Annotated in this window: 21 protein-coding genes; 7 read left to right on the forward strand and 14 right to left on the reverse strand. The window is 44.2% G+C overall.

Annotated elements, in window-relative coordinates; translation table 11 throughout:
• Window positions 1–76: 76 nt before the first annotated feature.
• Window positions 77–2257, forward strand: coding sequence for a TonB-dependent receptor domain-containing protein (locus tag CKK33_RS17545; RefSeq protein WP_095705362.1), 2181 nt, complete (start codon window positions 77–79; stop codon window positions 2255–2257).
• 90 nt (window positions 2258–2347) lie between these two features.
• Window positions 2348–3193, forward strand: a complete 846-nt coding sequence (locus CKK33_RS17550) for an NAD(P)-dependent oxidoreductase (RefSeq protein ID WP_095705363.1) — start codon at window positions 2348–2350, stop codon at window positions 3191–3193.
• Between the two features lie 10 nt (window positions 3194–3203).
• On the opposite strand, the gene CKK33_RS17555 is transcribed toward CKK33_RS17550, so the two are convergent.
• Complete coding sequence (locus CKK33_RS17555) at window positions 3204–3629, reverse strand: PleD family two-component system response regulator (protein ID WP_158223470.1); 426 nt, start codon at window positions 3627–3629, stop codon at window positions 3204–3206.
• 117 nt (window positions 3630–3746) lie between these two features.
• Window positions 3747–4328, reverse strand: a complete 582-nt coding sequence (locus CKK33_RS17560; protein WP_095705365.1) for a thymidine kinase — start codon at window positions 4326–4328, stop codon at window positions 3747–3749.
• An 81-nt stretch (window positions 4329–4409) separates the two neighbouring features.
• Here CKK33_RS17560 and CKK33_RS17565 point away from each other — a divergent pair, with 81 nt between their 5' ends.
• Complete coding sequence (locus CKK33_RS17565; RefSeq protein ID WP_095705366.1) at window positions 4410–5666, forward strand: hypothetical protein; 1257 nt, start codon at window positions 4410–4412, stop codon at window positions 5664–5666.
• Here CKK33_RS17565 and rodA read toward each other — a convergent pair.
• The 6 genes from rodA to purH form a co-directional block, all read right to left on the reverse strand.
• Entirely contained in the window at window positions 5657–6925 is a 1269-nt protein-coding gene (gene rodA / locus CKK33_RS17570) for a rod shape-determining protein RodA (RefSeq protein ID WP_095705367.1), read from the reverse strand. The genes CKK33_RS17565 and rodA overlap by 10 nt on opposite strands.
• On the reverse strand, window positions 6918–8939 hold the full coding sequence (mrdA, locus tag CKK33_RS17575; RefSeq protein WP_095705368.1) for a penicillin-binding protein 2: 2022 nt from the start codon (window positions 8937–8939) through the stop codon (window positions 6918–6920). The genes rodA and mrdA overlap by 8 nt, the downstream gene beginning before the upstream one ends.
• Window positions 8936–9454 (reverse strand): rod shape-determining protein MreD, encoded by a 519-nt coding sequence (locus tag CKK33_RS17580; protein WP_095705369.1) that lies wholly within the window; start codon window positions 9452–9454, stop codon window positions 8936–8938. The genes mrdA and CKK33_RS17580 overlap by 4 nt, the downstream gene beginning before the upstream one ends.
• Complete coding sequence (mreC, locus tag CKK33_RS17585) at window positions 9447–10280, reverse strand: rod shape-determining protein MreC (RefSeq protein ID WP_095705370.1); 834 nt, start codon at window positions 10278–10280, stop codon at window positions 9447–9449. The genes CKK33_RS17580 and mreC overlap by 8 nt, the downstream gene beginning before the upstream one ends.
• A gap of 85 nt (window positions 10281–10365) precedes the next feature.
• Window positions 10366–11388, reverse strand: coding sequence for a rod shape-determining protein (locus CKK33_RS17590; protein WP_067054626.1), 1023 nt, complete (start codon window positions 11386–11388; stop codon window positions 10366–10368).
• A gap of 214 nt (window positions 11389–11602) precedes the next feature.
• Window positions 11603–13129, reverse strand: coding sequence for a bifunctional phosphoribosylaminoimidazolecarboxamide formyltransferase/IMP cyclohydrolase (gene purH / locus CKK33_RS17595; RefSeq protein ID WP_095705371.1), 1527 nt, complete (start codon window positions 13127–13129; stop codon window positions 11603–11605).
• Window positions 13130–13460: 331 nt separating this feature from the next.
• Between purH and CKK33_RS17600 the strand changes: the two genes are divergently transcribed.
• Window positions 13461–13994, forward strand: a complete 534-nt coding sequence (locus CKK33_RS17600; protein ID WP_095705372.1) for an STM3941 family protein — start codon at window positions 13461–13463, stop codon at window positions 13992–13994.
• A 32-nt stretch (window positions 13995–14026) separates the two neighbouring features.
• Here the strand turns inward: CKK33_RS17600 and purN are convergent, their stop codons facing one another.
• Both purN and CKK33_RS17610 read right to left on the reverse strand, forming a co-directional pair.
• Window positions 14027–14605: a phosphoribosylglycinamide formyltransferase gene (gene purN / locus CKK33_RS17605; RefSeq protein ID WP_095705373.1), complete on the reverse strand. Its 579-nt coding sequence runs from the start codon at window positions 14603–14605 to the stop codon at window positions 14027–14029.
• A gap of 45 nt (window positions 14606–14650) precedes the next feature.
• Window positions 14651–15154: a hypothetical protein gene (locus CKK33_RS17610; protein WP_143822994.1), complete on the reverse strand. Its 504-nt coding sequence runs from the start codon at window positions 15152–15154 to the stop codon at window positions 14651–14653.
• 115 nt (window positions 15155–15269) lie between these two features.
• Between CKK33_RS17610 and yiaK the strand changes: the two genes are divergently transcribed.
• Window positions 15270–16250: a 3-dehydro-L-gulonate 2-dehydrogenase gene (gene yiaK / locus CKK33_RS17615; protein WP_095705375.1), complete on the forward strand. Its 981-nt coding sequence runs from the start codon at window positions 15270–15272 to the stop codon at window positions 16248–16250.
• A gap of 9 nt (window positions 16251–16259) precedes the next feature.
• On the opposite strand, the gene CKK33_RS17620 is transcribed toward yiaK, so the two are convergent.
• The 4 genes from CKK33_RS17620 to carA form a co-directional block, all read right to left on the reverse strand.
• Window positions 16260–16556, reverse strand: a complete 297-nt coding sequence (locus CKK33_RS17620) for a septum formation initiator family protein (RefSeq protein ID WP_095705899.1) — start codon at window positions 16554–16556, stop codon at window positions 16260–16262.
• A 147-nt stretch (window positions 16557–16703) separates the two neighbouring features.
• Complete coding sequence (locus CKK33_RS17625) at window positions 16704–18068, reverse strand: DEAD/DEAH box helicase (protein ID WP_095705376.1); 1365 nt, start codon at window positions 18066–18068, stop codon at window positions 16704–16706.
• A 112-nt stretch (window positions 18069–18180) separates the two neighbouring features.
• Entirely contained in the window at window positions 18181–18696 is a 516-nt protein-coding gene (gene lspA / locus CKK33_RS17630) for a signal peptidase II (RefSeq protein ID WP_095705377.1), read from the reverse strand.
• Window positions 18697–18771: 75 nt separating this feature from the next.
• A complete protein-coding gene (gene carA, locus CKK33_RS17635; protein WP_095705378.1) occupies window positions 18772–19875 on the reverse strand; it encodes a glutamine-hydrolyzing carbamoyl-phosphate synthase small subunit in 1104 nt (367 codons plus the stop codon).
• A gap of 255 nt (window positions 19876–20130) precedes the next feature.
• Here carA and panB point away from each other — a divergent pair, with 255 nt between their 5' ends.
• Complete coding sequence (gene panB / locus CKK33_RS17640) at window positions 20131–20946, forward strand: 3-methyl-2-oxobutanoate hydroxymethyltransferase (protein ID WP_095705900.1); 816 nt, start codon at window positions 20131–20133, stop codon at window positions 20944–20946.
• Window positions 20947–21010: 64 nt separating this feature from the next.
• Entirely contained in the window at window positions 21011–21733 is a 723-nt protein-coding gene (locus CKK33_RS17645) for an RluA family pseudouridine synthase (protein WP_095705379.1), read from the forward strand.
• Window positions 21734–21798 lie beyond the last annotated feature (65 nt).

The raw sequence follows: 21798 nt of genomic DNA on the forward strand, positions 1-21798 counted from the left end.
TATTATTTCATCGTTCGTTGATCGGTACACAGCGCCCGGTTGACAACGCCTATTTTTAACTTAAAACCTCAGTTAAATGAAATTCCATTTTAAATATATTTTAATGGCAATGGCAATTGCATTTACGTATACAGCAAACGCCCAAACCGTTACCAAAGACACGCTGAAATTAGACAGCGTTTTAATAAAAGAAACCCGCAGCAAATACCTGCCAGAAGTATCCGGCCAGCACATATTCTCCGGTAAAAAAACCAATATCATCTATCCTGATGCCGGCAAGGCCAATTTGGCCGGTAACAATGCCCGCACTCTATTCTCTCAAGTGCCCGGCATAAATGTTTGGGAGATGGATGGCGCAGGCTTACAGCTCAATATCGGTACACGTGGTACAGATATACATCGCTCTATTGAAACCAATATCCGGCAGAACGGATACAATACCAACTCGGATGTGGTGGGCTACCCGGAGAACCATTACAATTTACCCTTCCAGGCTATTGGCGAGGTGCAGTATGTTCGTGGCGCATCGTCCTTACAATTCGGCAGCCAGTTTGGCGGGATGGTAAACTTCAAGATCAAAGAACCAGATACTACAAAAGCTTTTGGCATAGAGAGTGAGCAAACAGCGGGAAGCAATCGCTTCTTTAATTCGTACAATGCTATTGGTGGCAAAGTAGGTAAGGTAAGTTATTATGCATACTTTGATGCACGGAGCAGTGATAGTTGGCGGCCAAATGCCGGCTTTAATTACCATGCTTACCATGCTAATATTAAATATCAGTTTAATGATAAAGGAAGCATATCGTTCCAGTTCTCAAGATCTGATTACGTACAGCAGATTGCCGGTGGCTTAACCGATGCTATGTTTGCCACTAATAGCAGGCAAAGCACGAGGTTCCGTAACTTTTTTATGCCGGCTATCAACATCCCTGCAATTGTGTTTAATTATAATTTTAGCCCGACTACCAAACTGGAAATTATCAGTCATGCCTTGTTTGGCGAGCGAAGCAGCGTGCAGTATATTGCCGGGTCAAACGTGGCAGACACGGTGAATAAAGCACTCAACACCTACAACCCGCGCCAGGTTGACCGCGACCATTATAAAAGCTTTACTACCGAAGCGCGTTTACTAACCAATTATAATATTGGCACCGTTAGTAGCACGCTTAGTACTGGTTTTAGATATGCAGATGGTTCAACCCATCGCCAGCAAAAGGGCGTGGGTACCACCGGCACCAACTATGACCTGAGTATAGTTAAGAATTACGGCATCGACCTGGACCTGAACGCTATCAATTATGCTGCCTTCGCAGAAAATATCTTCCGTTTAACGGATAAGTTTTCGGTAACACCTGGTGTACGGTTTGAAGGGATTAAAACTACTATCAACGGTGTGGTAAATAACCGCAGTAGCAATGTAGATTACAAACGTGACCGCACTTTCCCATTGTTCGGTACAGGTGTGCAATATCACGTAAATAATGCCACGCAGCTCTATGGCAACTTTTCACAAGCTTACCGCCCCTATATCTACGCGGCAGTTACCCCAGCAGATCAGCTAACTTTGGTTGACCCGAATATGAAGGACAGCAAAGGTTACAACGCCGACCTGGGCTACCGTGGTAAGATCGGGCAGGTTTTTACATTTGATGTGAACGGCTTTTTTGTGCGATATAATGATCGTGCGGGTACTTTGACAGTGCAGGATGCTGGAGGCACAAATCATCTTTATTTAACCACTGTTGGCAATGCCGAAGCAAAAGGCATTGAGGCCTACACCGAGCTATCTTTAATAAGAGGCTTTAATAATCAGGCTGCAAGCGATCTGCGCATATTCAACACACTTGCCTACACGCATGGCAGGTATATAAGCGGCAGCATAAATAACAACGGCACTAATACCAGCCTTGTTGGGCATAAATTGGAAGGCACACCAGACTGGACCAACCGTACCGGGCTTACCTACATCAACGGGCACATTACATCAACCGTATTATTTAGCTATGTAAGCAAGCAGTTCAGCGACGCAAACAATACAGTGTTTAACCCAACCGGCGCATCAGGCATAGTACCTGCCTACAAACTAATCGATCTCGCGTTTAACTACCGGTTCCTCAAAAACTACCATCTAAACTTTAACGTGAATAATCTTACCAACCAAAAATATTTTACCAGGCGCATTAACATGTACCCTGGTCCGGGAATTTTGCCGGGGGATGGCATATCATTTAACATTGGGTTTGGTGTGAAAATCTGATTCAAAATAAAGTGTGATGAATAACAACTTCACACTTTATTTTAAAGTAAGATATCAGTCCATCTAAATTTTTGAATCTATCTTAGCCACATGAAAGTATTGGTTACAGGCTCTGCCGGCAAACTTGGCAGGGCAGTTATGGATAGACTAAAAACTGCCGGATTAACTCCTATTGGTGCCGATCTGTTACCCGGCGATACCACGGATATTATACTCGACGTAAAAAATAAATCGGAGGTAAACATAGCTTGCATGGGCGTGGATGCCATTATACACACAGCCGCAGTGCATGGCAAACATTATGATCTTCAATACCCCCGCGAGGAGTTTATTGACACCAATATACACGGCACCCTTAATTTGCTGAACGCTGCGGTACAGCACGGCGTTAAAAAGTTTTTATATATCAGCACCACCTCCATTTATGGGAACGCTATGGTTGATAATAATAAAGCCGTTTGGGTAAACGAAGAATTGCGTGAACAACCACGCGATATTTATGACATTACCAAACAAGCGGCGGAACAGTTATGTAAAGACTTTTTTTACAAAGAGCATTTACAAACATCGGTTTACAGGGTGGGTCGTTTTTTACCGGAAAGCCCTAACCTTGAAGCTAATCACCGCTTGTACCGCGGGCTGGACGAACGCGATGGCGCCGAAGCGCTTTACCTGGCATTGCAGCATGAATTTAACAGCTTTGAAATTTTTAATATAGCCAGTACAAGTCCGTTTAAACCAGTTGAACTGCAACAGCTAAAGCATGATCCTAAAGAGGTGATTTTAACATCATATCCGCAGGCCGCTGATATTTACCGGGAAAATAATTGGGTTTTCCCTGAGAGTATTGACAGGGTTTATGTAATAGATAAAGCAAGAAGAATATTAGGTTACACCCCTAAATACACCTTTGACTATCTGCTTGGCAATAATTAATTCGGGTGGTTTATTCCTTGCTATCCGTATGCTTTTTTATCAGAGCCAATAACTCCTCCACATCAAACGGCTTTTTGATATAGGCATCAGCCATACCTTCTTCGGCTATCTGGGCCACATTGTTAACAGCTGAAATAATAATTACAGGGATATGGCTTGTTTTAGGGTTCGATTTGAGTTCTTTACTCAACTGCTGCCCGTTGGCGTCGCTCTTCCATTCAGTAAGCCAGTTATCAAGCAGGATAAGGTCGGGGTTATGCTGGTCAAGAGATTTCAGTATCCTCGAATTTTCAGATGATACTACTTCAAAGCCATCACTTTCCAGGATGTAAGTAACTGTATCCCTTATATCCTTATCATCTTCAATAACTAAAATCTTTTTGGCCATAGCATTCTTCAATATAACAGCATCACGTTTGATAGTAAAACGCTGCAACCGATATATTGTTTAAGTACTTTAATTATTAACGTAATATGATAGAGTTGTAACCAGTGGGAGCAGACAGATAACTTAAATTGAAAAAACTAACCGATCAATAGCGCCACATTTGATTTATATATCACCATCGAGGTTGTAACACTCGCGGCAACGAGCTTCGTAGGTTTCCTTCTCGCCAAGAAGTATCTGGCTTTCATTAGGTACAAGGCGATAGGAGTACATGGCCTGACCGCCGCATTTCATGCAAACCGCATGCAGTTTAGTTACAGCATCGGCCATAGCCATCAGCTGGGGCATGGTACCGAAAGGCCTGCCTTTAAAATCCATATCGAGCCCGGCAATAATCACCCGTACACCTTTATTGGCCAGCGTTTGTGCTACCTGCGGCAGTTCATCATCAAAAAACTGTGCTTCATCAACACCTATTACCTGTATATGATCGGCCAGTTGCAGTATTTCAGCAGCTTTAGTTACCGATTTTGAGGGTATAGAGTTGGCATTGTGAGATACCACGGCCTGCTTATCGTACCTGATATCTGCCGCCGGACTAAATATCTCCACCTCTACTTTGGCGATACGGGCGCGCTTTACGCGCCGGATCAGTTCTTCCGTCTTGCCGGAAAACATTGAACCACAGATAACTTCGATGCTACCCCCAATCTCATTTTTTCTTCTGAAAACATCCTCGTTATACACGTGTTCTACTCATTAGTGAAGGGCTAATATCAGAATTTTGTAGTATTTTTGGTAAGCATTTTTCCTAACATCTATAGCCATATGAAGCAGCAGGAAGTATTTAGAAAGACCGGCGCCATTATAAAAGAACTTTTAGACCAGTATGAATATCTCCAGGAAAACCCGGATGAATTGAACGACCTTGAACTGGAACTTTTTGTTGCCAACACGCACTTTTTAAAGGACCATGCCGAGATACTGAAAAAGCTTAACCAGCAACGCTCGCAGGAACAAAAAGCGCTGCCACCTGCCATTGAAAATAAAAAGGAAGAAAAAATAGTACCTATTGAACTTACTACACCGGCCCCAACACCCCCTGCACCTAAGCAGGTGATTGAACTGCCTGCAAAGCCGGAACCTGTTATAGCGCCGGAACCACAGCCGGAACAAATATCGCGCTTTAATTTACCCAAACCCGATTTTTTAAGGCCGCAAGTACCTAAAGCAGCGCCTGTACAACCCGAGCCTGCTGCACCTGAAACTAAATACACGCCCGGAGAGCCTAAATATTTTGAACCCGTTGTACAGCCAGTTAAACCTATTATAGCCCAAACGCCATTTGTACCGGAGCCGCCTGTGCAGCAAAAGCCTGTTGAACTGGAAATAAACCAACCTGAACAAGCTGATGATACACCTACGCCGCATATTGACCTAAGTGCCGATAGCCGTGCGGATGCTTACGCTTTTGAGCGGGAGGAGCCGCAGATAGTGAAACATTATCTTGATGTGGATGAAGCTGATACCTTTTCGCCTGAAACCGAAACAAACAGCGTTACATCTGAAATAACTTTCGCTCCTTTAGCTGAGGAACCAACTCCAGCCCCTGCAGCCACCGATGAAACCGAGGAGCCGCATATTGTGCCTACCAACCCCGAGCCGGTTATAGATAATACACTCAAAACAACGGTACAGGAGCCGGAAAAAGCACAACCAGGTGCGACATATGCCGCACCTGCTGAAAAAGTAGAACCTGCAAAAGAGGACCGGCCGCTGACGTTAAATGAGCGGCTAAGAGCGCAGCAAACGCCAAACCCTGCAATGGCTTATCCAAAACAGGAGCTGCCTATTACCGACCTTAAATCGGCTATCAGTTTAAATGATAAGCTGCTTTTTGTGAAGGACTTGTTTAACGGTTATAGCCTGGCATACAGCGAAGCCATTGAAATTGTAAACCGCTTTAACAGCTTTGAAGAGGCGGACCGTTTCCTGAAAACCAACTATGTTACCAAAAACAACTGGGACAGTAAGCAGAGTACCGCTGATAAATTTTACGCTTTACTTAAACGCCGTTACGCGTAGTTCATTCCCATACGGTTACTATCCAGCTTAAGCAGGATAAATAACAGGATGGTAAAGCTCCAAAGCGACGATCCACCGTAACTGATGAATGGCAGCGGTATGCCAATAACAGGCATATAGCCTATGGCCATGGCAATGTTAATAATAACGTGGCAAAAAATAATAGAGGCTACCCCATAGCCATATATGCGCGAAAAAGGCGAACGCTGTCGCTCCGCGATATGGATTATTCTGAGCAATAAAAAGAGATATAAGCCTAATACAGTTACAGAACCGGCAAAACCCCATTCCTCGCCTACCGTACAAAAAATAAAATCGGTGCTTTGGGCGGGTACAAAAGAGTATTTGGTTTGGGTACCCTGTAAATATCCTTTACCCCATACCCTGCCGGATCCTATAGCTATTTTAGATTGGTTTTGGTTGTAGCCTACCCCCCGCTTATCATGATTGAGACCCAGCACTTCATCAATACGGGCACGCTGATGTTTTTTTAGTCCGTCAAAATATAGTGGCTTTACTACAAATACAAAAGCCACACAGGCCACCGTTGCTATTAACACCCCTACCGAAAACTGCCGGCTACGCCTGAACAGTAATAATAGTAATAAGCCGGCAACCACAATACCTGCCACCACAAACCAAACGTTATACAGCAAGGCCAATACAAATAAAGTAGCTACCAGCCCGATAAATACCAAAAAGTATACGGACAGACCTTCGCGGTACAACACAAATATCAGCGAGCAGAAAACAAGGGTTGAACCATCATCTGGCTGTAGTTTAATGAGCAGCATAGGCAGAAAGATAATCCCCCCTGCTATCAGGAATGATTTAAGTTCGGTAACCTTCACATTGGTTGAACTGAGATAGCGCGCCAGCAATAGGCAGGTAGCAAACTTTGCAAACTCCGAGGGTTGCAATCTGAAACCGCCGCCCAGGTCAATCCAGGCCTGGTTACCACCAACATTACGCCCTATTACCAACACTAAAAGCAGTAACAATACGGTTACTACATAAAATGCCGGGGCCAGCGCGGCAATAAAACGGCTTTCTAATAACAACACCACAGAACCTAAAACAAGCGCGGTAACAATAAAAATAAATTGCTTGCCATACTCTGTACTCAGGTCGATAATATCCGGGTGGGCCTCATCAAATACGGCAGCACGGATATTGAACCAGCCAATAGTACACAGGGCCAGGTAAATGAGTACCGTTAACCAGTCTACATTAAAAAAGAAACTGCGCTGGTTATTCATCATCCCTCCTTTTTAGCAACATGGCTATTGAACTTTGCACTGTGTTTCTGGCTTGTTTGTTTTTAGCGGCTTTTAGCTCCAATTGCTTTTTAGCAGTATCAGCAGCGGCTTTTTTAATAGAATCCGCCCTTACCCTTCTTAAACTATCAGCACGTTTGCGTGTCTTTTCAGCCGGAGAGCCGGGCACCTCAGGCAACAGGTTGGCATTCATGTAGTATTCCGGGTATATACCCGAAGGCCGCTTACTGATGCTGCCACGCAAATATTGTTCTACAATAAAGCTGGCTATCGGCGCAGCCCATGTAGCACCCTGACCGGAGTTTTCTACCACCACCGCAATAGCGATCTTAGGGTTTTCGCGCGGGGCGAATGCTACAAATACCGAGTTATCTTTTTTATTTTTCACCTCGGCGGTTCCGGTTTTACCGCACATAATAATACCGGGTATTTTGGAACCGTTAGCTGTACCGAAATCTACCACACTTTGCATCCCGTTAATTACCGGGTTAAAATATTGCGAATCTATCCCAACATAGTTTTTTACTGTATACTCATGCCTGATCACCTTTTTATCGCCAATGGCCTTAATAAGATGGGGTTTATAATAAAAGCCACGGTTAGCAATGGTTGCCTCAATATTGGCTAATTGTAACGGTGTTGCCAGTAATTCGCCCTGGCCAATACCCAGTGAAATTACGGTGCTCGAACGCCATCCATTTTTGCCATAAACCTTATCATAATAAGCTGCTTTAGGCAGGTTACCACGGTTCTCGGCCGGGAGGTCGAGATCAAGACGATGGCCTAAGCCAAACTTTGCCACGTTATCACGCCAATAGTTAAAAGATGTATCGGTTTTACGTGCGCCCTGGCGGTTAATGAGCCTCTCGAACACCATATCAAAATAGCCGTTACACGAGTGCGCCACCGCGCTGGCCAGGTTTACATCGCCATGTACCTCCCCATGAAAACACCTGATACGTCGATTACCGGATATATAGTAGCCTGGACAGTGATAAATGGTTTGCGGCGTAATAATACCCTCCTGCATGGCAATGAGCGCGCTTAGTGGTTTAAACGACGAACCCGGAGGATAATAGGCCTGGATGGGCCTAACGAAGAACGGTTTGTAAGGATCTTTATATAGTATACCTGCGTTGTGGCCGCGCTGTTTACCTACCAGCAGGTTAGGGTCATATGTTGGTGAACTCACAAAGCACAATATCTCACCGGTTGAGGGTTCAATAGCTACAATACTCCCTACCTTGTTTTGCATCAGCTTTTCGCCAAGCTTCTGTATTTTGGTATCTAACGAGGATATCAGTCTTTCACCCGCCACTGCAGCCGTATCATATGCGCCATTGGCATAAATACCTTTAGGCACGTTGTGCGAATCATACAACATGTTGCGCACACCACGCTGGCCACGTAAAACACTTTCGTATGATTTCTCTACACCGGTAATACCCACATAATCGCCGGGGCTGTAGTAGCCCTTTGATCGTTTAATGATAGCATCAGTAGCCTCACCGATATAGCCCAGAAATTGCGCGGCTGTTGAATCGGGGTAGGTACGAATAGGTCTTTGTATGGCATCGAAACCCGGGAATTCGGACAACCGCTCCATGAACGAGGCATATTGCTGGGCCGTGATCTGTTTCTCAAACACCGATGAGCGGTAAGGCGAGTATTTGCGCGCCTTGATCATCCTTTTATCAAAGCCATCCTTATCAATATCCAACAGTTTACAAAACTCCAGCGTATCAAATGGCTTTACCTGTTTGGGCACCACCATAATATCATAAACAGGTTCATTTTGTACCATTATTTTGCCGTTACGGTCCAGTATGGGGCCACGGGCAGGATACTGGATCAATCGGCGGATAACGTTATTTTGGGCGTAAAGGAAATAGCGGTCGTCAACCACCTGTATGTAAAACAGGCGGGCAAGCAGTATCAGCACAAAGGCAATGAAAATACCGGCTATAACATATCGCCGCTCGAAATAATTATTCATTTACGCTCTTTCTTTCTGAAAAACAACAGCCCCGAAACCAGTATCAAAAATACGGTAAATACTGTACTCAATAAAAACCGGACAAGGGTGTAATCAATTTCCGACAGCCTGAAAACCTCCAGGTTGAACAGGAAAAAATGATGAAATAAAGTTAAGATAAGCGCGTAGGTAAAAAACCACCTGAAGCCCATAATACTTAGGGTGGGCTCGGGTTCATTATCAAAGCCGTCCTTTTGTACGGTGATGCTGATAAACAATACCCTTACCAAAGCCAGTAACGTACAGGCTGCTGCATGCAGCCCCGGGGTGTCATAAAAAGCATCAATAGTAAGGCCCAGTATAAACGACAACACGAACAACAATATATTGGGCGTTTCAAACGGAAGCAGTAGTACAAACAGTATGTATAAATAAGGTGTAGCCAGGTTATACAGGGAAATGTTTTTAAGTAAAAACACCTGCAATAGCACCAGCATAACAAAGCGTACCAGGTTGGTTAATATTACCCTACTCATCTTTCTTTTCCTGGCCCTCCAGTGCCGCCTGCTCTTTGGCAAACTTGTTTACTACCACATCCACGTATTCCAGCTTGCTGAAATCAACTGCCAGCGTTATTTCCATATTCAGGAAAAAGCCGGCACCTTTCGCCTTTAATTTACTCACCTTACCCAACGGTATACCAGCCGGGAACAAAGACAGGTCTGACGTTACCACAGGTTCGCCTATCTTGGGTTGAGCATTGTTTGATACATCTACCAGTAAAGCTTTGTGCGGATCCATATCATCGCCCCACTGCAGATAGCCAATCTCTTTGTTATAGGCCAGCATACCGCTCACACGTGAGTCTTTATGCAATAAAGATTGGATGATGGCCAGGTGTTCGCCTACAAAGGCTACCTTACCTACTACCCCATCCGCGGATATCACCCCCATGCCCTTTTCAATACCATCGCGGCTGCCCCTGTCAATAGTTAAGTAGTTGTTGCGTTTGTTGATGGAGTTATTGATCACCTTGGCAGCAATGTATATATACTGTTGCTTATAAACCGTGTCGACAATTGTTTTACGCGCTACGGTATCTACATACTTTGATGCTTTAAGCTGGTTACGCAACGCCGCGTTTTCACGAGCAAGGCGGTCGTTTACATCACGCAGGGATAGGTAACCTTTTAGTTCATCAGCACGTGTGTACAGGCTGCCGGTGATTTGGTTGGTGCTATTGATTACCGAGGCTTTTTGAAATGAGTTGTATTTGATATAAATAACCAGCGATGCGATCTCAAATATCAGGAACAGGAAGAATGCGTTGTACTTGGTGATAAAAATCAGGAGGTTACGCATTGGGGAATTACGATTTTAGATTTACGAATTACGATTATCAATTTACAACAATCGTAAATCTAAAATCGTAATTCGTAAATCGAAATTATTGCATTAAAAATTTAAAGTTACCGATGTTTTTAAGCGCTGTACCAGTACCGCGTACTACCGCTCTTAGTGGGTCTTCGGCTACGTGTACTGGCAGTTTGGTTTTGGCAGCTACACGTTTATCCAAACCACGCAATAACGCGCCACCGCCGGTTAAATAGATACCGGTTTGGTAAATATCAGCAGAAAGCTCAGGTGGAGTGATCTCCAGCGCTTTTAATATCGCTTCTTCAATTTTCGAGATAGATTTATCCAGGCAGTGTGCGATCTCGGTATAAGATACGGTGATCTGTTTTGGCACACCGGTCATCAGGTCGCGGCCTTGTACGGCAAAATCCGCAGGTGGTTCTGATAGCTCGGGCAATGCGGCACCTACCTCAATCTTAATTTTCTCGGCAGTACGGTCACCAATCATTATGTTATGTTGGCGACGGATATATTGTACAATGTCTGAGTCAAAGTTATCACCGGCAACACGGATAGACTGGTCGCAAACGATACCTGAAAGGGCAATAACCGCTATCTCGGTAGTACCACCACCAATATCAATGATCATGTTACCCATAGGTTCCTCAACATCAATACCTATACCTACGGCAGCCGCCATTGGTTCATATATGAGGTATACTTCTTTGGCACCGGCAATTTCTGCGCTATCACGTACGGCGCGTTTCTCTACCTCTGTAATACCCGATGGGATACAGATCACCATACGCAGTGACGGGAAGAACCAGCCCTTACCCTGGTTGATCATTTTGATCATCCCGCGGATCATCAGCTCAGCAGCGTTAAAGTCGGCAATTACACCATCTTTAAGCGGGCGTACCGTACGGATGTTATCATGGGTTTTACCTTCCATTTGCATGGCCTGGCGACCAATGGCAATTACCTTATTGGTGGTACGGTCAAAAGCCACAATTGATGGTTCATCAACTACAACTTTATCATTATGTATAATGAGGGTATTTGCAGTACCCAGATCAATGGCTATTTCCTGTGTGAAAAAATTAAATAAACCCATGCGGCTGTATTTTCAATATTTTGCAAAGTTAGTAATTAACAAACCTATTTGTTCCGAAATCGCACCCTATCGACGCTAATTTCACGAATAAAAACCAATTAGTTAATAATAACTCTATTTTTTAAAAATTAGTGTAATCTGGTGATTGGTGAATTGTGATTAGTGAGTAGTTGCACATCGCGACAATTCACTACTCACTACTCACTACTCACCATTAATGTTTAAAATGGCGTACCCCGGTGGTAACCATGGCAATGCCTTTTTGGTTACACATCTCTACAGATAACTTATCGTTTATAGAACCGCCGGGCTGCAATACAGCCGTAATACCAGCATCTGCACCAATCTCAACGCAATCAGCAAACGGGAAAAACGCGTCTGAAGCCATCACCGCGCCTTTTACATCAAAGCCAAACTCAGCGGCCTTGATCAGGGCTTGTTTCATCGCATCAACACGCGACGTTTGGCCTACACCACTTGCCATCAGCTGGTTATTTTTAGCGATAACAATGGTGTTTGATTTAGTGTGTTTTACTACCTTATTGGCAAAGTAAAGGTCTTTAAGTTCCTGTTCGGTAGGTTGTTTATCTGTTACAGTGGTCATTTGTTCAGGCCCTTCAACTGTGTTGTCTTTATCCTGTTCAATAACACCGTTCAACAAGGTTTTAAATTGCTTAGCCGGCAACTCAACATTCTGACGTATCAATACAATACGGTTCTTTTTGGCTTTTAAAATATCTACGGCCTCATTGGTAAAGGCTGGCGCAATAAGCACTTCGTAAAATATTTTATCAATTTCAGTTGCGGTTGCCGCGTCGATCTCATCATTGGCGATGATAACCCCACCGAAAGCCGAAACCGGGTCGCAAGCCAAGGCATCAACCCACGCAGTTTTAATGTGCTGGCGCGATGCAATACCACAGGCATTGGTGTGCTTTAATATGGCAACGGTTGGCTCGGTAAATTCGTCTATCAGGGCAACAGCCGCGTCAACATCAACCAGGTTGTTGTATGATAGCTCCTTACCATTCAATTTCGTGAACATAGCATCAAGGTTACCGTAAAAAGTTCCTTTCTGATGCGGATTTTCGCCGTAACGTAATGTCTGGCTTTTTTGTATGCTCTGTTTAAAAACCGGCATCGGTTCGCTGCTATCAAAGTAGCGGAAGATATGCGTATCGTAGTTGGATGATATGTTGAATGCTTTTTGCGCAAAACGGCGGCGTTGATCAATAGTGGTTTCGCCATTTTGTGTTTTTAATATCTGCTCTAATTCGGTGTAATCATCTTTTGAAGCAAGGATAACTACATCCTTGTAATTTTTGGCAGCAGCACGGATCAAAGAGATACCGCCAATGTCGATCTTCTCGATGATATCTTCCTGGCTTGCGCCTGAATTTACGGTCTCTTCAAACGGGTAAAGATCAACAATCACCAGGTCAATTTCCGGTATCTCGTACTGGGCCAGTTGCTGCTCGTCACTGTCAAAACTTCTGCGCGCTAAAATACCGCCAAATACCTTTGGGTGCAGCGTTTTTACACGGCCGCCCAAAATAGAAGGATATGAGGTAAGGTCCTCAACTGCAATCACATCAACACCCAGGTCGCGAATAAAAGTTTCGGTACCACCGGTAGAATAGATCTTTACACCAAGGCGGTTTAACTCATGAATTATCGGCTCGAGATTGTCTTTGTAATAAACGGAGATGAGGGCGTTTTTGATTTGAACAGGATGACTCATTACAACAGGGAATTTTTGAGCCGCAAAGGTACGCATTAGTGATTAGAGATTAGAGAGTTGAGGTTAGTTTTTTTGTGCAAGCTGATGAATGGTTAATTGGATTAAGTATTGAGCGGTTAAAACCACCCGTTGTTATCCAGTACATCAGTTGGCAAATCGTATTATTATTGCCCAGCTGTCATTCTGAGTGACAGCGAAGAATCTGAACGGAGGGGCAATACTTCGTCCTCAACATTACAAGTGTTGGCAATAACGTGTTAATTATTCCATTTTAAAATCAATCAAAAACAGCTAATCATTTGTTTATATTACAGCATTTAATCACAGTAACATGATGCCAACCCATGATCCGCTCGATATTATTGAAATACCGTTAAGCAAAACAAAAATGGCCTTAATGCTTGCCGGTTCTGCATTATTTGTGGCAGCAGGCATATGGTTCTTGAGTAACTCCGGTCGCTTTCATGCCAACCATGTACTGATAATGGCGGTAGGTATAGCGGCTATAGTATTTTTCGGAGTGATAGCCCTTTATATCGTGAGTAAATTATTTGATACCCGCCCGGGTTTTATTGTTGATAATGATGGCATAACCGATAATTCCAGCATGTTTGCGGTAGGTTTTGTGCCTTGGGAAGATGTATTGGGCTTTGATGTAGTAAACGTAGCCAATCAAAGAATAATCATGATACTGGTTAAAGACCCGGATGGTTACATCCATCGCCAGCCTAACGCCCTTGCCCGCCGTACAGCATCTATGAATTATAGATCATATGGTTCGCCGGTAGCGGTTACTGCCAATGCTTTAAAAACGAAATTTGACGATTTATACAGGTTGATGAAGGAGCGCAGACCTAATCTCTAATCACAAGTCAACTAATCACTAATAACCAATTCCTAACTCTTCATCTTCTTCAGCAATCCCTCTATCACTTTTGGAAAGTGCTGATGTTCCAGCTGCTGCCCTTTAAATTTCACCATTTCCAGGGTATCGCCCGGCTCTATTTTAAACCGTGATTGGTGAATGATCTCCCCTTCATCAAATTCGGCATTGGTAAAGTGAATAGTTATGCCCGACTCTTCTTCGCCTGCTGCCAGCACCGCTTTGTGTACATTATCGCCATACATCCCTTTACCCCCAAATTTAGGCAACAGCGCGGGATGCAGGTTAATGATCTTATTCGGAAAAGCGTTCAATAACGATTTTGGCACCAGCCATAAAAAGCCGGCAAGTACAATCAGGTCTACCTGCAGGTTTTTCAACAGCCTGATCACCTCATCTGTTTCGTAAAACTCGTGCCTGTTAAAAATATGCGAGGGTATTTCAAAATTATCGGCACGCTGTAAAACGTAGGCCTGGGGGTTATTGGTTAAAACCAGCACCACCTCGGCATCGGCATTACGTTTAAAGTGCTCCATTATCTTTTGAGCGTTTGACCCCGAACCGGAAGCAAAAATGGCTATTCTCTTTTTCAAAACAATTGGTAGCTTATTTACTGCAAAATATAAATATATTTTAACTTATTGTATGGTTTTGGGCCTTACGCGGGTAAATCCCCAGCGCGTAATGGTACGCTTATCTGTTGCGGTATAATATAATTGTATATCGCCTGTTTCGAGTATCAGTGAGTATTCACCAAGGTTGGCAATGTGCGCGTAAGCAAAAGGCTGATAAGTACCCGTTCCGCTGGTTGCGGGCGCCGTAATGTCTGACATGAGATACAGGCGTGTATCAGACAGCGACCACCTCCCGCTTATAGTACTCGCACGGCAGTTTAAATTAGTATAAGTGCAGGTATAGTCAGGCTTAAAAGTAAATATCTGGGCCGAGTCGCATTGAATGGTATCTACACTCAGCTGCGAATCGCCTACGTAACGAGTGCGTATTGCCGAACCTAATTGCCAGTAACCTGTAGTAAGCAGCGAGGGTATACTGTTAACTGTTTGCCGCTTGCACGAGTTACCTGCAACGGCTATTATCAGTAATAACGATAAAAACAGGAAACGTTGATTTTTACTCATCATTTGCACAAATATAGCTTAATTTCAAAAGTGATAGGATGATAACTCCCAAGCGCTGTAATTATTTTACTGCCGCCAACAACATTAGCCCATTTATGGTTAAATATATATTTGCCATATGCGTATACCTTATAATGAACTGCTCGGCACCTTTTACCATATACTGCTAAAGCATGGCTTTAATGAAGACAGAGCTTTGCAATGTGCCCATGTTTTCGCCAACAATAGCCGCGATGGCGTGTATAGCCACGGGCTCAACCGTTTCCCTGTATTTATAGAATATGTAAAGCTCGGCTTGGTTAACCCGCTCGCAGATCCAACACCGGTAAGTTCATTTGGCGCTATTGAGCAATGGGATGGAAACCTGGCCCCTGGAATGCTTAATGCCTGCTTTTGTATGGACCGCGCTATTGCATTGGCCACAAACAACGGCATAGGTTGTGTAGCTATAAAAAATACCAACCATTGGATGCGCGGTGGCACTTATGGTTTACAGGCGGCCGAAGCCGGCTACATTGGCCTGTGCTTTACCAACACCATTGCCAACCTGCCACCATGGGGAGGCACAGTGCCCCGCCTGGGGAATAATCCGCTTATTATTGCCATACCCCGACCAAACGGACCTATTGTACTGGACATTGCCATGTCGCAATATGCTATGGGTAAATTGCAGCAATATAAAATGAACGATAAGCCATTACCGCAACCCGGCGGTTACGACGAGGCAGGAAACTTAAGTACAGATGCCGGTGCCATACTCAGTAGCGGCCGTGCTTTACCAATAGGTTTCTGGAAAGGTTCGGGGCTGTCATTGGTGCTGGATGTATTGGCCACCATACTAAGCGGCGGACAATCAACTGCTGCCATTACGCAGGCCGGCCGGAAAGAAAGCAGTGTGTCGCAGGTGTTTATCGCCATAAAAACGGATAACGAGCGTAACAACAGCTTAATTGAAGATATCCTTAACTATACCAAAAGCGGCGATCCAGAAGCTGATATCCTCTACCCCGGCGAACAAATGATGCGCACCCGGGAGCAAAGCATGCGCGAAGGTATTTGGGCGGACGAAGAGGTATGGAAAAAAATAAGCGCCATGTAGGCGCTTGTTTTATTTCTTTTTCTCATGAATGATAACAAATACATCTTCGTTATCCTTTTTCATGAGGTATTTCTCACGGGCAAATTTCTCCAGTCGTGACTTGTCTGAACTTAGTTCCTCCAGGTCCTTTTTAACTTTTTCTGTTTCTGTTTTATAAAATGCTTCTTCCTCTTTCAGCTTGTTCACCTGCTGGCGATACTCATACTGCGAGAAAAGATCGTTCTTGTCGAAAAATATCATCCAAATAATGAAGGCCAGTGTCACCAGGAAAAACTTATTCTTGATAAGATCCAAAAGACGTTTCATTTTTACCGAATCTAATTTCACTTTAAAGCTAAATGTTTTTTAAATGCAAAACAAGTTTTGCGTTAGAGATTAAAGATTGGTGATCAGAGATTAGGAACACGCCAATCTTAACAAACAACTAATCGCTAATCTCTTACCTCTAATTAACTATCTCCGCCCGCTCATGCCACTGGTACCGCCGGTTTTGGAACCTGCTTTACGGCTACCGCTGTTATGACGGCTTTCGCCGTTTGCACTTTTGTTTCCGCCACGGTTGTTACGCCCACGGTTTGCACCACCATTACGGCCTCCACGGCTTTCGCCAGCCGGCGCTTTACCTTTAACAGCAATGCTTACGGCCTTTCCGGTCATCCGGGCATTCATCAGTTCAATACTTAGCGGGTATGGGTGGCCTTCTTCTATAGGCACTTGTTTACCAATAAGCTTATTAATATCCTTTAAGTATTCTATCTCTTCTTCCCCATCACAAAATGACATAGCAATACCGCTGGCACCTGCCCTGCCTGTACGGCCAATACGGTGAACGTAAGTTTCGGGAATATTAGGCAACTCGTAGTTTACCACATGGCTCAGCTCATCAATATCAATACCACGGGCGGCTATATCCGTAGCGATGAGCACACGTGTGGTACGGTTCTTAAAGTTTGTTAAAGCCCGCTGCCTGGCATTCTGCGATTTATTACCATGGATAGCTTCGGCGGTTATACCTGCCTTATGCAGGTCCTTTACTACTTTATCCGCGCCATGCTTGGTACGGGTAAAAACCAAAAGGGTTCTAATGTTCTTATCTTTAAGGATATGGATAAGCAGGTTCTTTTTGTTGCTTTTTTCTACAAAGTATATCGCCTGCTGTATGGTATCGGCTGTTGATGATACCGGCGCCACCTCTACCTTCTCAGGGTTGTTTAGTATTGAATCAGCCAGCGACTGAATCTCTTTAGGCATTGTTGCCGAAAAGAACAGCGTTTGCCTTTTCGCAGGCACTTTAGCGATGATCTTTTTTACATCGTTCACAAAACCCATATCCAGCATGCGGTCGGCTTCGTCCAGAATCAGCATTTTGATATGGTTGATATGAACATAACCCTGGTTCATCAGGTCGAGCAAACGGCCGGGTGTTGCCACCAGGATATCAACACCTTTTCGTAAGGCATCAACCTGTGGGTTTTGCGATACACCGCCAAATATTACCAGGTTCTTTAAACCTGTATTACGGCCATAAGCGGTAAAACTATCGCCAATTTGTATAGCCAGTTCACGGGTTGGGGTAAGCACAAGCGCTTTTATAGTTTTTTGCTCACGGTGTTGCTGGCGCTCGTTATAAAACAATTGCAGCGTTGGTATGGCAAAAGCGGCCGTTTTACCGGTACCGGTTTGCGCGCAGCCTAACAGGTCGCGGCGTTGTAATATATAAGGGATGGCCTGTTGCTGTATGGGTGTAGGGCTGGTATAACCCTCGGTTTGTAAAGCCTTTAAAATAGGCTCAATTAATTTAAGATCGGTAAATAACATTTTCAGGGAAAAACGCGGAAATATATCTCCGCTATATATTGAAGGGTGAAAGACAAATTTTAATTCAACGGCAAAGATACGCTTTTATCGGCAGATAAAGGCAAGAGCCCTATTACGCAGATGCGCCGCTGCTATTTTGCCTGCGTTTGGCAACAAAGCCATCCAGCAGTATTAAGCCAAGGCCTATCATGATAGACACATCGGCGGCGTTAAATATACCGGTTTGCAGGGGGCCAAATTTCAGATGCACAAAATCGGTTACAGAGTCATGCGCTATACGGTCATACAAATTGCCTATGCCTCCGCCTATACAGCAAACAATACCCATAGCCATTAACGGCGACATTTTAGGCTTTACCATTACATACACCAGCCCCCCAATAAGTGCCAGTATGGGTAATAAAGTAAGAACAATGAAACGGAATGGCTGTACCAGCTTATCACCTAAACTCAGAAAAGCCCCGGTATTCTCTACATGTAATAGTGTAACATGCCCGTCAAGAAAATAATACTGATCATAGATATTGATATGATCGCGCATCATTGATTTAGTAACCTGGTCGCAACTGATATTCAGCGCCAGCAAAGCCAGTATGGCCGCAATTCGGTAAGCCCCTTTCAACTTCATCTCGGTGCGAAGGTAATAAAAGACATAAAAAAAGCCTTTCAAAAAATTGAAAGGCTTTCATTTATAATCTTAAAACTATTTCTTCATCAGATTGATAAAATCATCAAACAGGTAACGGCTATCATGCGGGCCGGGAGACGATTCTGGGTGGTATTGTACCGAAAAAGCTTTTTTACCTTTTACGCGAATACCTTCGATAGATTGGTCGTTCAGGTTAACGTGAGTAACTTCCACTTTATCTGATGCCCTTACCGCTTCCTGTACCACACCAAAACCGTGGTTTTGTGATGTTACTTCGCAATGATCAATGATCACGTTTTTAACCGGGTGGTTCAATCCTCGGTGACCGTTAAACATTTTTTTGGTAGGGATATCGTTAGCCAGGGCCAGTAACTGGTGGCCAAGGCAAATACCAAACATCGGTTTCTCAGAAGCCAAAACTTTCTTTACCGTTTCAATAGCGTATGGCATAGCCGATGGATCGCCGGGGCCATTAGAAATAAAGTAACCTGATGGCGCAAAATCTTTCTCCATTTCCTCAAAAGTGGTTTTGGCAGGGTAAACTTTAGCGTAAACATCGCGGTCATCAAAATTGCGCAGGATGTTTTTCTTTACACCGAGGTCAAGCACGGCAACACGGTAGGTAGCATCCTCTTTACCAAAAGTGTAGGTTTCTTTAGTTGATACCTGTGACGAAAGCTCCAAACCATCCATTGAGGGCACCTGGGCCAATTTAGCTTTCAGTTCTTCAACATCTAATATCTCAGATGAAATAATAGCGTTCATGGCGCCTTTATCGCGTATGTGGCGCACCAACTGGCGGGTATCTACATCAGATATGCCTACCAGGTTATGCTGCTGAAAATAATCCTGGATAGATTCATCTGCCTGCTTGCGGCTGTAAGTAATATTGTAGTTTTTACAAACCAGGCCGGCAATCTGTATCTGTTCAGATTCAACCTCTTCATTAGCTATACCGTAGTTACCAATGTGCGCATTGGTTGCTACCATAATTTGCCCAAAGTAAGATGGGTCGGTAAAAATTTCCTGGTAGCCGGTCATGCCGGTATTAAAACAAATTTCGCCTGTGGTAGTACCTATTTTGCCTGCGGCTTTACCATGAAAAACGGTGCCATCTTCCAACAGCAAAATAGCAGGTAACTTGGTGAAATGATTCATTTAGCAAAAAAATTGAAAGGGTTAAATATTCGGATTTTCTGGCTCGAAGCTCCGTGAAAAGAAAGTAAAGGGCTGAAGTGAAGTACCTCTTTATTCACGCCGCAAAAGTAGAGAAAAATTTCAAATTGCGGATGTGTGATTTTGATTTTTTACAGATAAAAGCTAAGAAATGAAAGATTGAATTCAAATCGTACATCTAAAATCGTAAATCTAAAATCAAACGATACCTTTGCCTTACAAAAACTAAATGATACCATGTCGGTAAACAAAGAAATTAAGCGCATTACTACTCATACGCTGCAGGAGATGAAGAACCGTGGCGAAAAGATAGCGATGCTTACCGCTTATGATTATTCAATGGCTGCTATTGTTGACAATGCAGGTATGGATGTAATACTGGTGGGCGACTCGGCCAGCAACGTAATGGCCGGGCACGAAACCACCCTGCCAATTACCTTAGACCAGATGATTTATCACGCATCGTCGGTTGTGCGGGCAGCCAAACGTGCGCTGGTAATTGTGGATCTGCCCTTTGGCTCGTATCAGGGTAATTCCAAAGAGGCCCTGGCTTCGGCTATCCGTATCATGAAGGAATCCGGCGCGCATGGTATCAAGTTAGAAGGTGGCGTAGAAATAGCTGAATCGATCAGCCGCATCCTAACCGCGGGCATCCCGGTGATGGGCCATTTGGGTTTAACGCCGCAATCCATATACAAATTTGGCACCTACACCGTACGCGCCAAAGAAGAGGCCGAAGCAGCAAAACTGAAAGAGGACGCCAAAAAGCTGGAAGAACTGGGATGTTTCAGCATTGTTTTAGAAAAAATACCATCGCAACTGGCTAAAGAAGTAAGCGAAAGCCTGCACATACCCACCATCGGTATAGGCGGCGGACAGCACTGCGACGGCCAGGTATTGGTGATACATGACATGCTGGGCATTAACAAAGGTTTTAAACCCCGCTTTTTGCGCCAGTATGCCGACCTGTTTGATGTAATGAACAATGCCATCGGCAATTACGTTACCGATGTAAAGGCGAAAAGCTTCCCTAACAAGAAAGAGGAATATTAGCAGCTACGCTGGTTCATGGTTAATAGTTCATAGCAGCTAAACCATGGACCATGGACCATTAACCATGAACTTAAAGCAACATACCTACATAAACAAAGACATTACCGACGCAGATGTGCTGTACGAGGACAATCACCTCATTGCCATTAACAAACGTGCCGGTGATATTGTACAGGTTGATGAAACCGGCGATGAGCCGCTGGACGAAAAGGTTAAGCGCTATATTGCTGCTAAATACAACAAGCCCAATGGCGCGTTTTTGGGCGTAGTGCATCGTTTAGATCGCCCGGTGAGTGGCGTTATCCTGTTTGCCAAAACCAGTAAAGCGTTAGACAGGATCAACAAGATGTTTAAGAACCGCGAAATGCATAAAACCTATTTCGCCATTACAAGGCAGCAGCCTCAGCCCCCTGCCGGTAACCTGGTACACTGGTTGGTAAAAAACTCGCAAAAGAACGTCACCAAAGCCCATGATAAGGAAGTGCAAGGCAGCCTGCGGTCCGAATTAAACTACAAGATGGTTGGCCAGCGCGATGGCTATTCGGTTATTGAAGTAGATCCGATAACAGGCCGCCCACATCAGATACGTGTACAACTATCAACCCTGGGCTGCCCCATCGTAGGCGATAATAAATACGGATATCCACGCGGCAGCCTGCGCAAAAGCATTTGCCTGCACGCCCGTCGCTTAAAGTTCATCCACCCGGTTAAAAATGAACCTATAGAGATTGTAGCCAGCTTACCTAAAGATGGCTTTTGGGATAAGTTTGAGGATCTGATACCGTAAAGTTCTTAAGTGTCATTGCGAGCGACAGCACGGCAATCTCACAGGATAAGCAAGTTTGACATGCC

Source organism: Mucilaginibacter sp. MD40, assembly GCF_002288635.1.
Classification (GTDB): domain Bacteria; phylum Bacteroidota; class Bacteroidia; order Sphingobacteriales; family Sphingobacteriaceae; genus Mucilaginibacter.

Coding starts and splice junctions, on each gene's coding strand:
- CKK33_RS17545 (WP_095705362.1), top strand. CDS start 77: ATGAAATTCCATTTTAAATATATTTTAATGGCAATGGCAATTGCATTT.
- CKK33_RS17550 (WP_095705363.1), top strand. CDS start 2,348: ATGAAAGTATTGGTTACAGGCTCTGCCGGCAAACTTGGCAGGGCAGTT.
- CKK33_RS17565 (WP_095705366.1), top strand. CDS start 4,410: ATGAAGCAGCAGGAAGTATTTAGAAAGACCGGCGCCATTATAAAAGAA.
- rodA (WP_095705367.1), bottom strand. CDS start 6,925: ATGAATAACCAGCGCAGTTTCTTTTTTAATGTAGACTGGTTAACGGTA.
- mrdA (WP_095705368.1), bottom strand. CDS start 8,939: ATGAATAATTATTTCGAGCGGCGATATGTTATAGCCGGTATTTTCATT.
- CKK33_RS17580 (WP_095705369.1), bottom strand. CDS start 9,454: ATGAGTAGGGTAATATTAACCAACCTGGTACGCTTTGTTATGCTGGTG.
- mreC (WP_095705370.1), bottom strand. CDS start 10,280: ATGCGTAACCTCCTGATTTTTATCACCAAGTACAACGCATTCTTCCTG.
- CKK33_RS17590 (WP_067054626.1), bottom strand. CDS start 11,388: ATGGGTTTATTTAATTTTTTCACACAGGAAATAGCCATTGATCTGGGT.
- purH (WP_095705371.1), bottom strand. CDS start 13,129: ATGAGTCATCCTGTTCAAATCAAAAACGCCCTCATCTCCGTTTATTAC.
- CKK33_RS17600 (WP_095705372.1), top strand. CDS start 13,461: ATGATGCCAACCCATGATCCGCTCGATATTATTGAAATACCGTTAAGC.
- CKK33_RS17610 (WP_143822994.1), bottom strand. CDS start 15,154: ATGATGAGTAAAAATCAACGTTTCCTGTTTTTATCGTTATTACTGATA.
- yiaK (WP_095705375.1), top strand. CDS start 15,270: ATGCGTATACCTTATAATGAACTGCTCGGCACCTTTTACCATATACTG.
- CKK33_RS17620 (WP_095705899.1), bottom strand. CDS start 16,556: ATGAAACGTCTTTTGGATCTTATCAAGAATAAGTTTTTCCTGGTGACA.
- CKK33_RS17625 (WP_095705376.1), bottom strand. CDS start 18,068: ATGTTATTTACCGATCTTAAATTAATTGAGCCTATTTTAAAGGCTTTA.
- lspA (WP_095705377.1), bottom strand. CDS start 18,696: ATGAAGTTGAAAGGGGCTTACCGAATTGCGGCCATACTGGCTTTGCTG.
- carA (WP_095705378.1), bottom strand. CDS start 19,875: ATGAATCATTTCACCAAGTTACCTGCTATTTTGCTGTTGGAAGATGGC.
- panB (WP_095705900.1), top strand. CDS start 20,131: ATGTCGGTAAACAAAGAAATTAAGCGCATTACTACTCATACGCTGCAG.
- CKK33_RS17645 (WP_095705379.1), top strand. CDS start 21,011: ATGAACTTAAAGCAACATACCTACATAAACAAAGACATTACCGACGCA.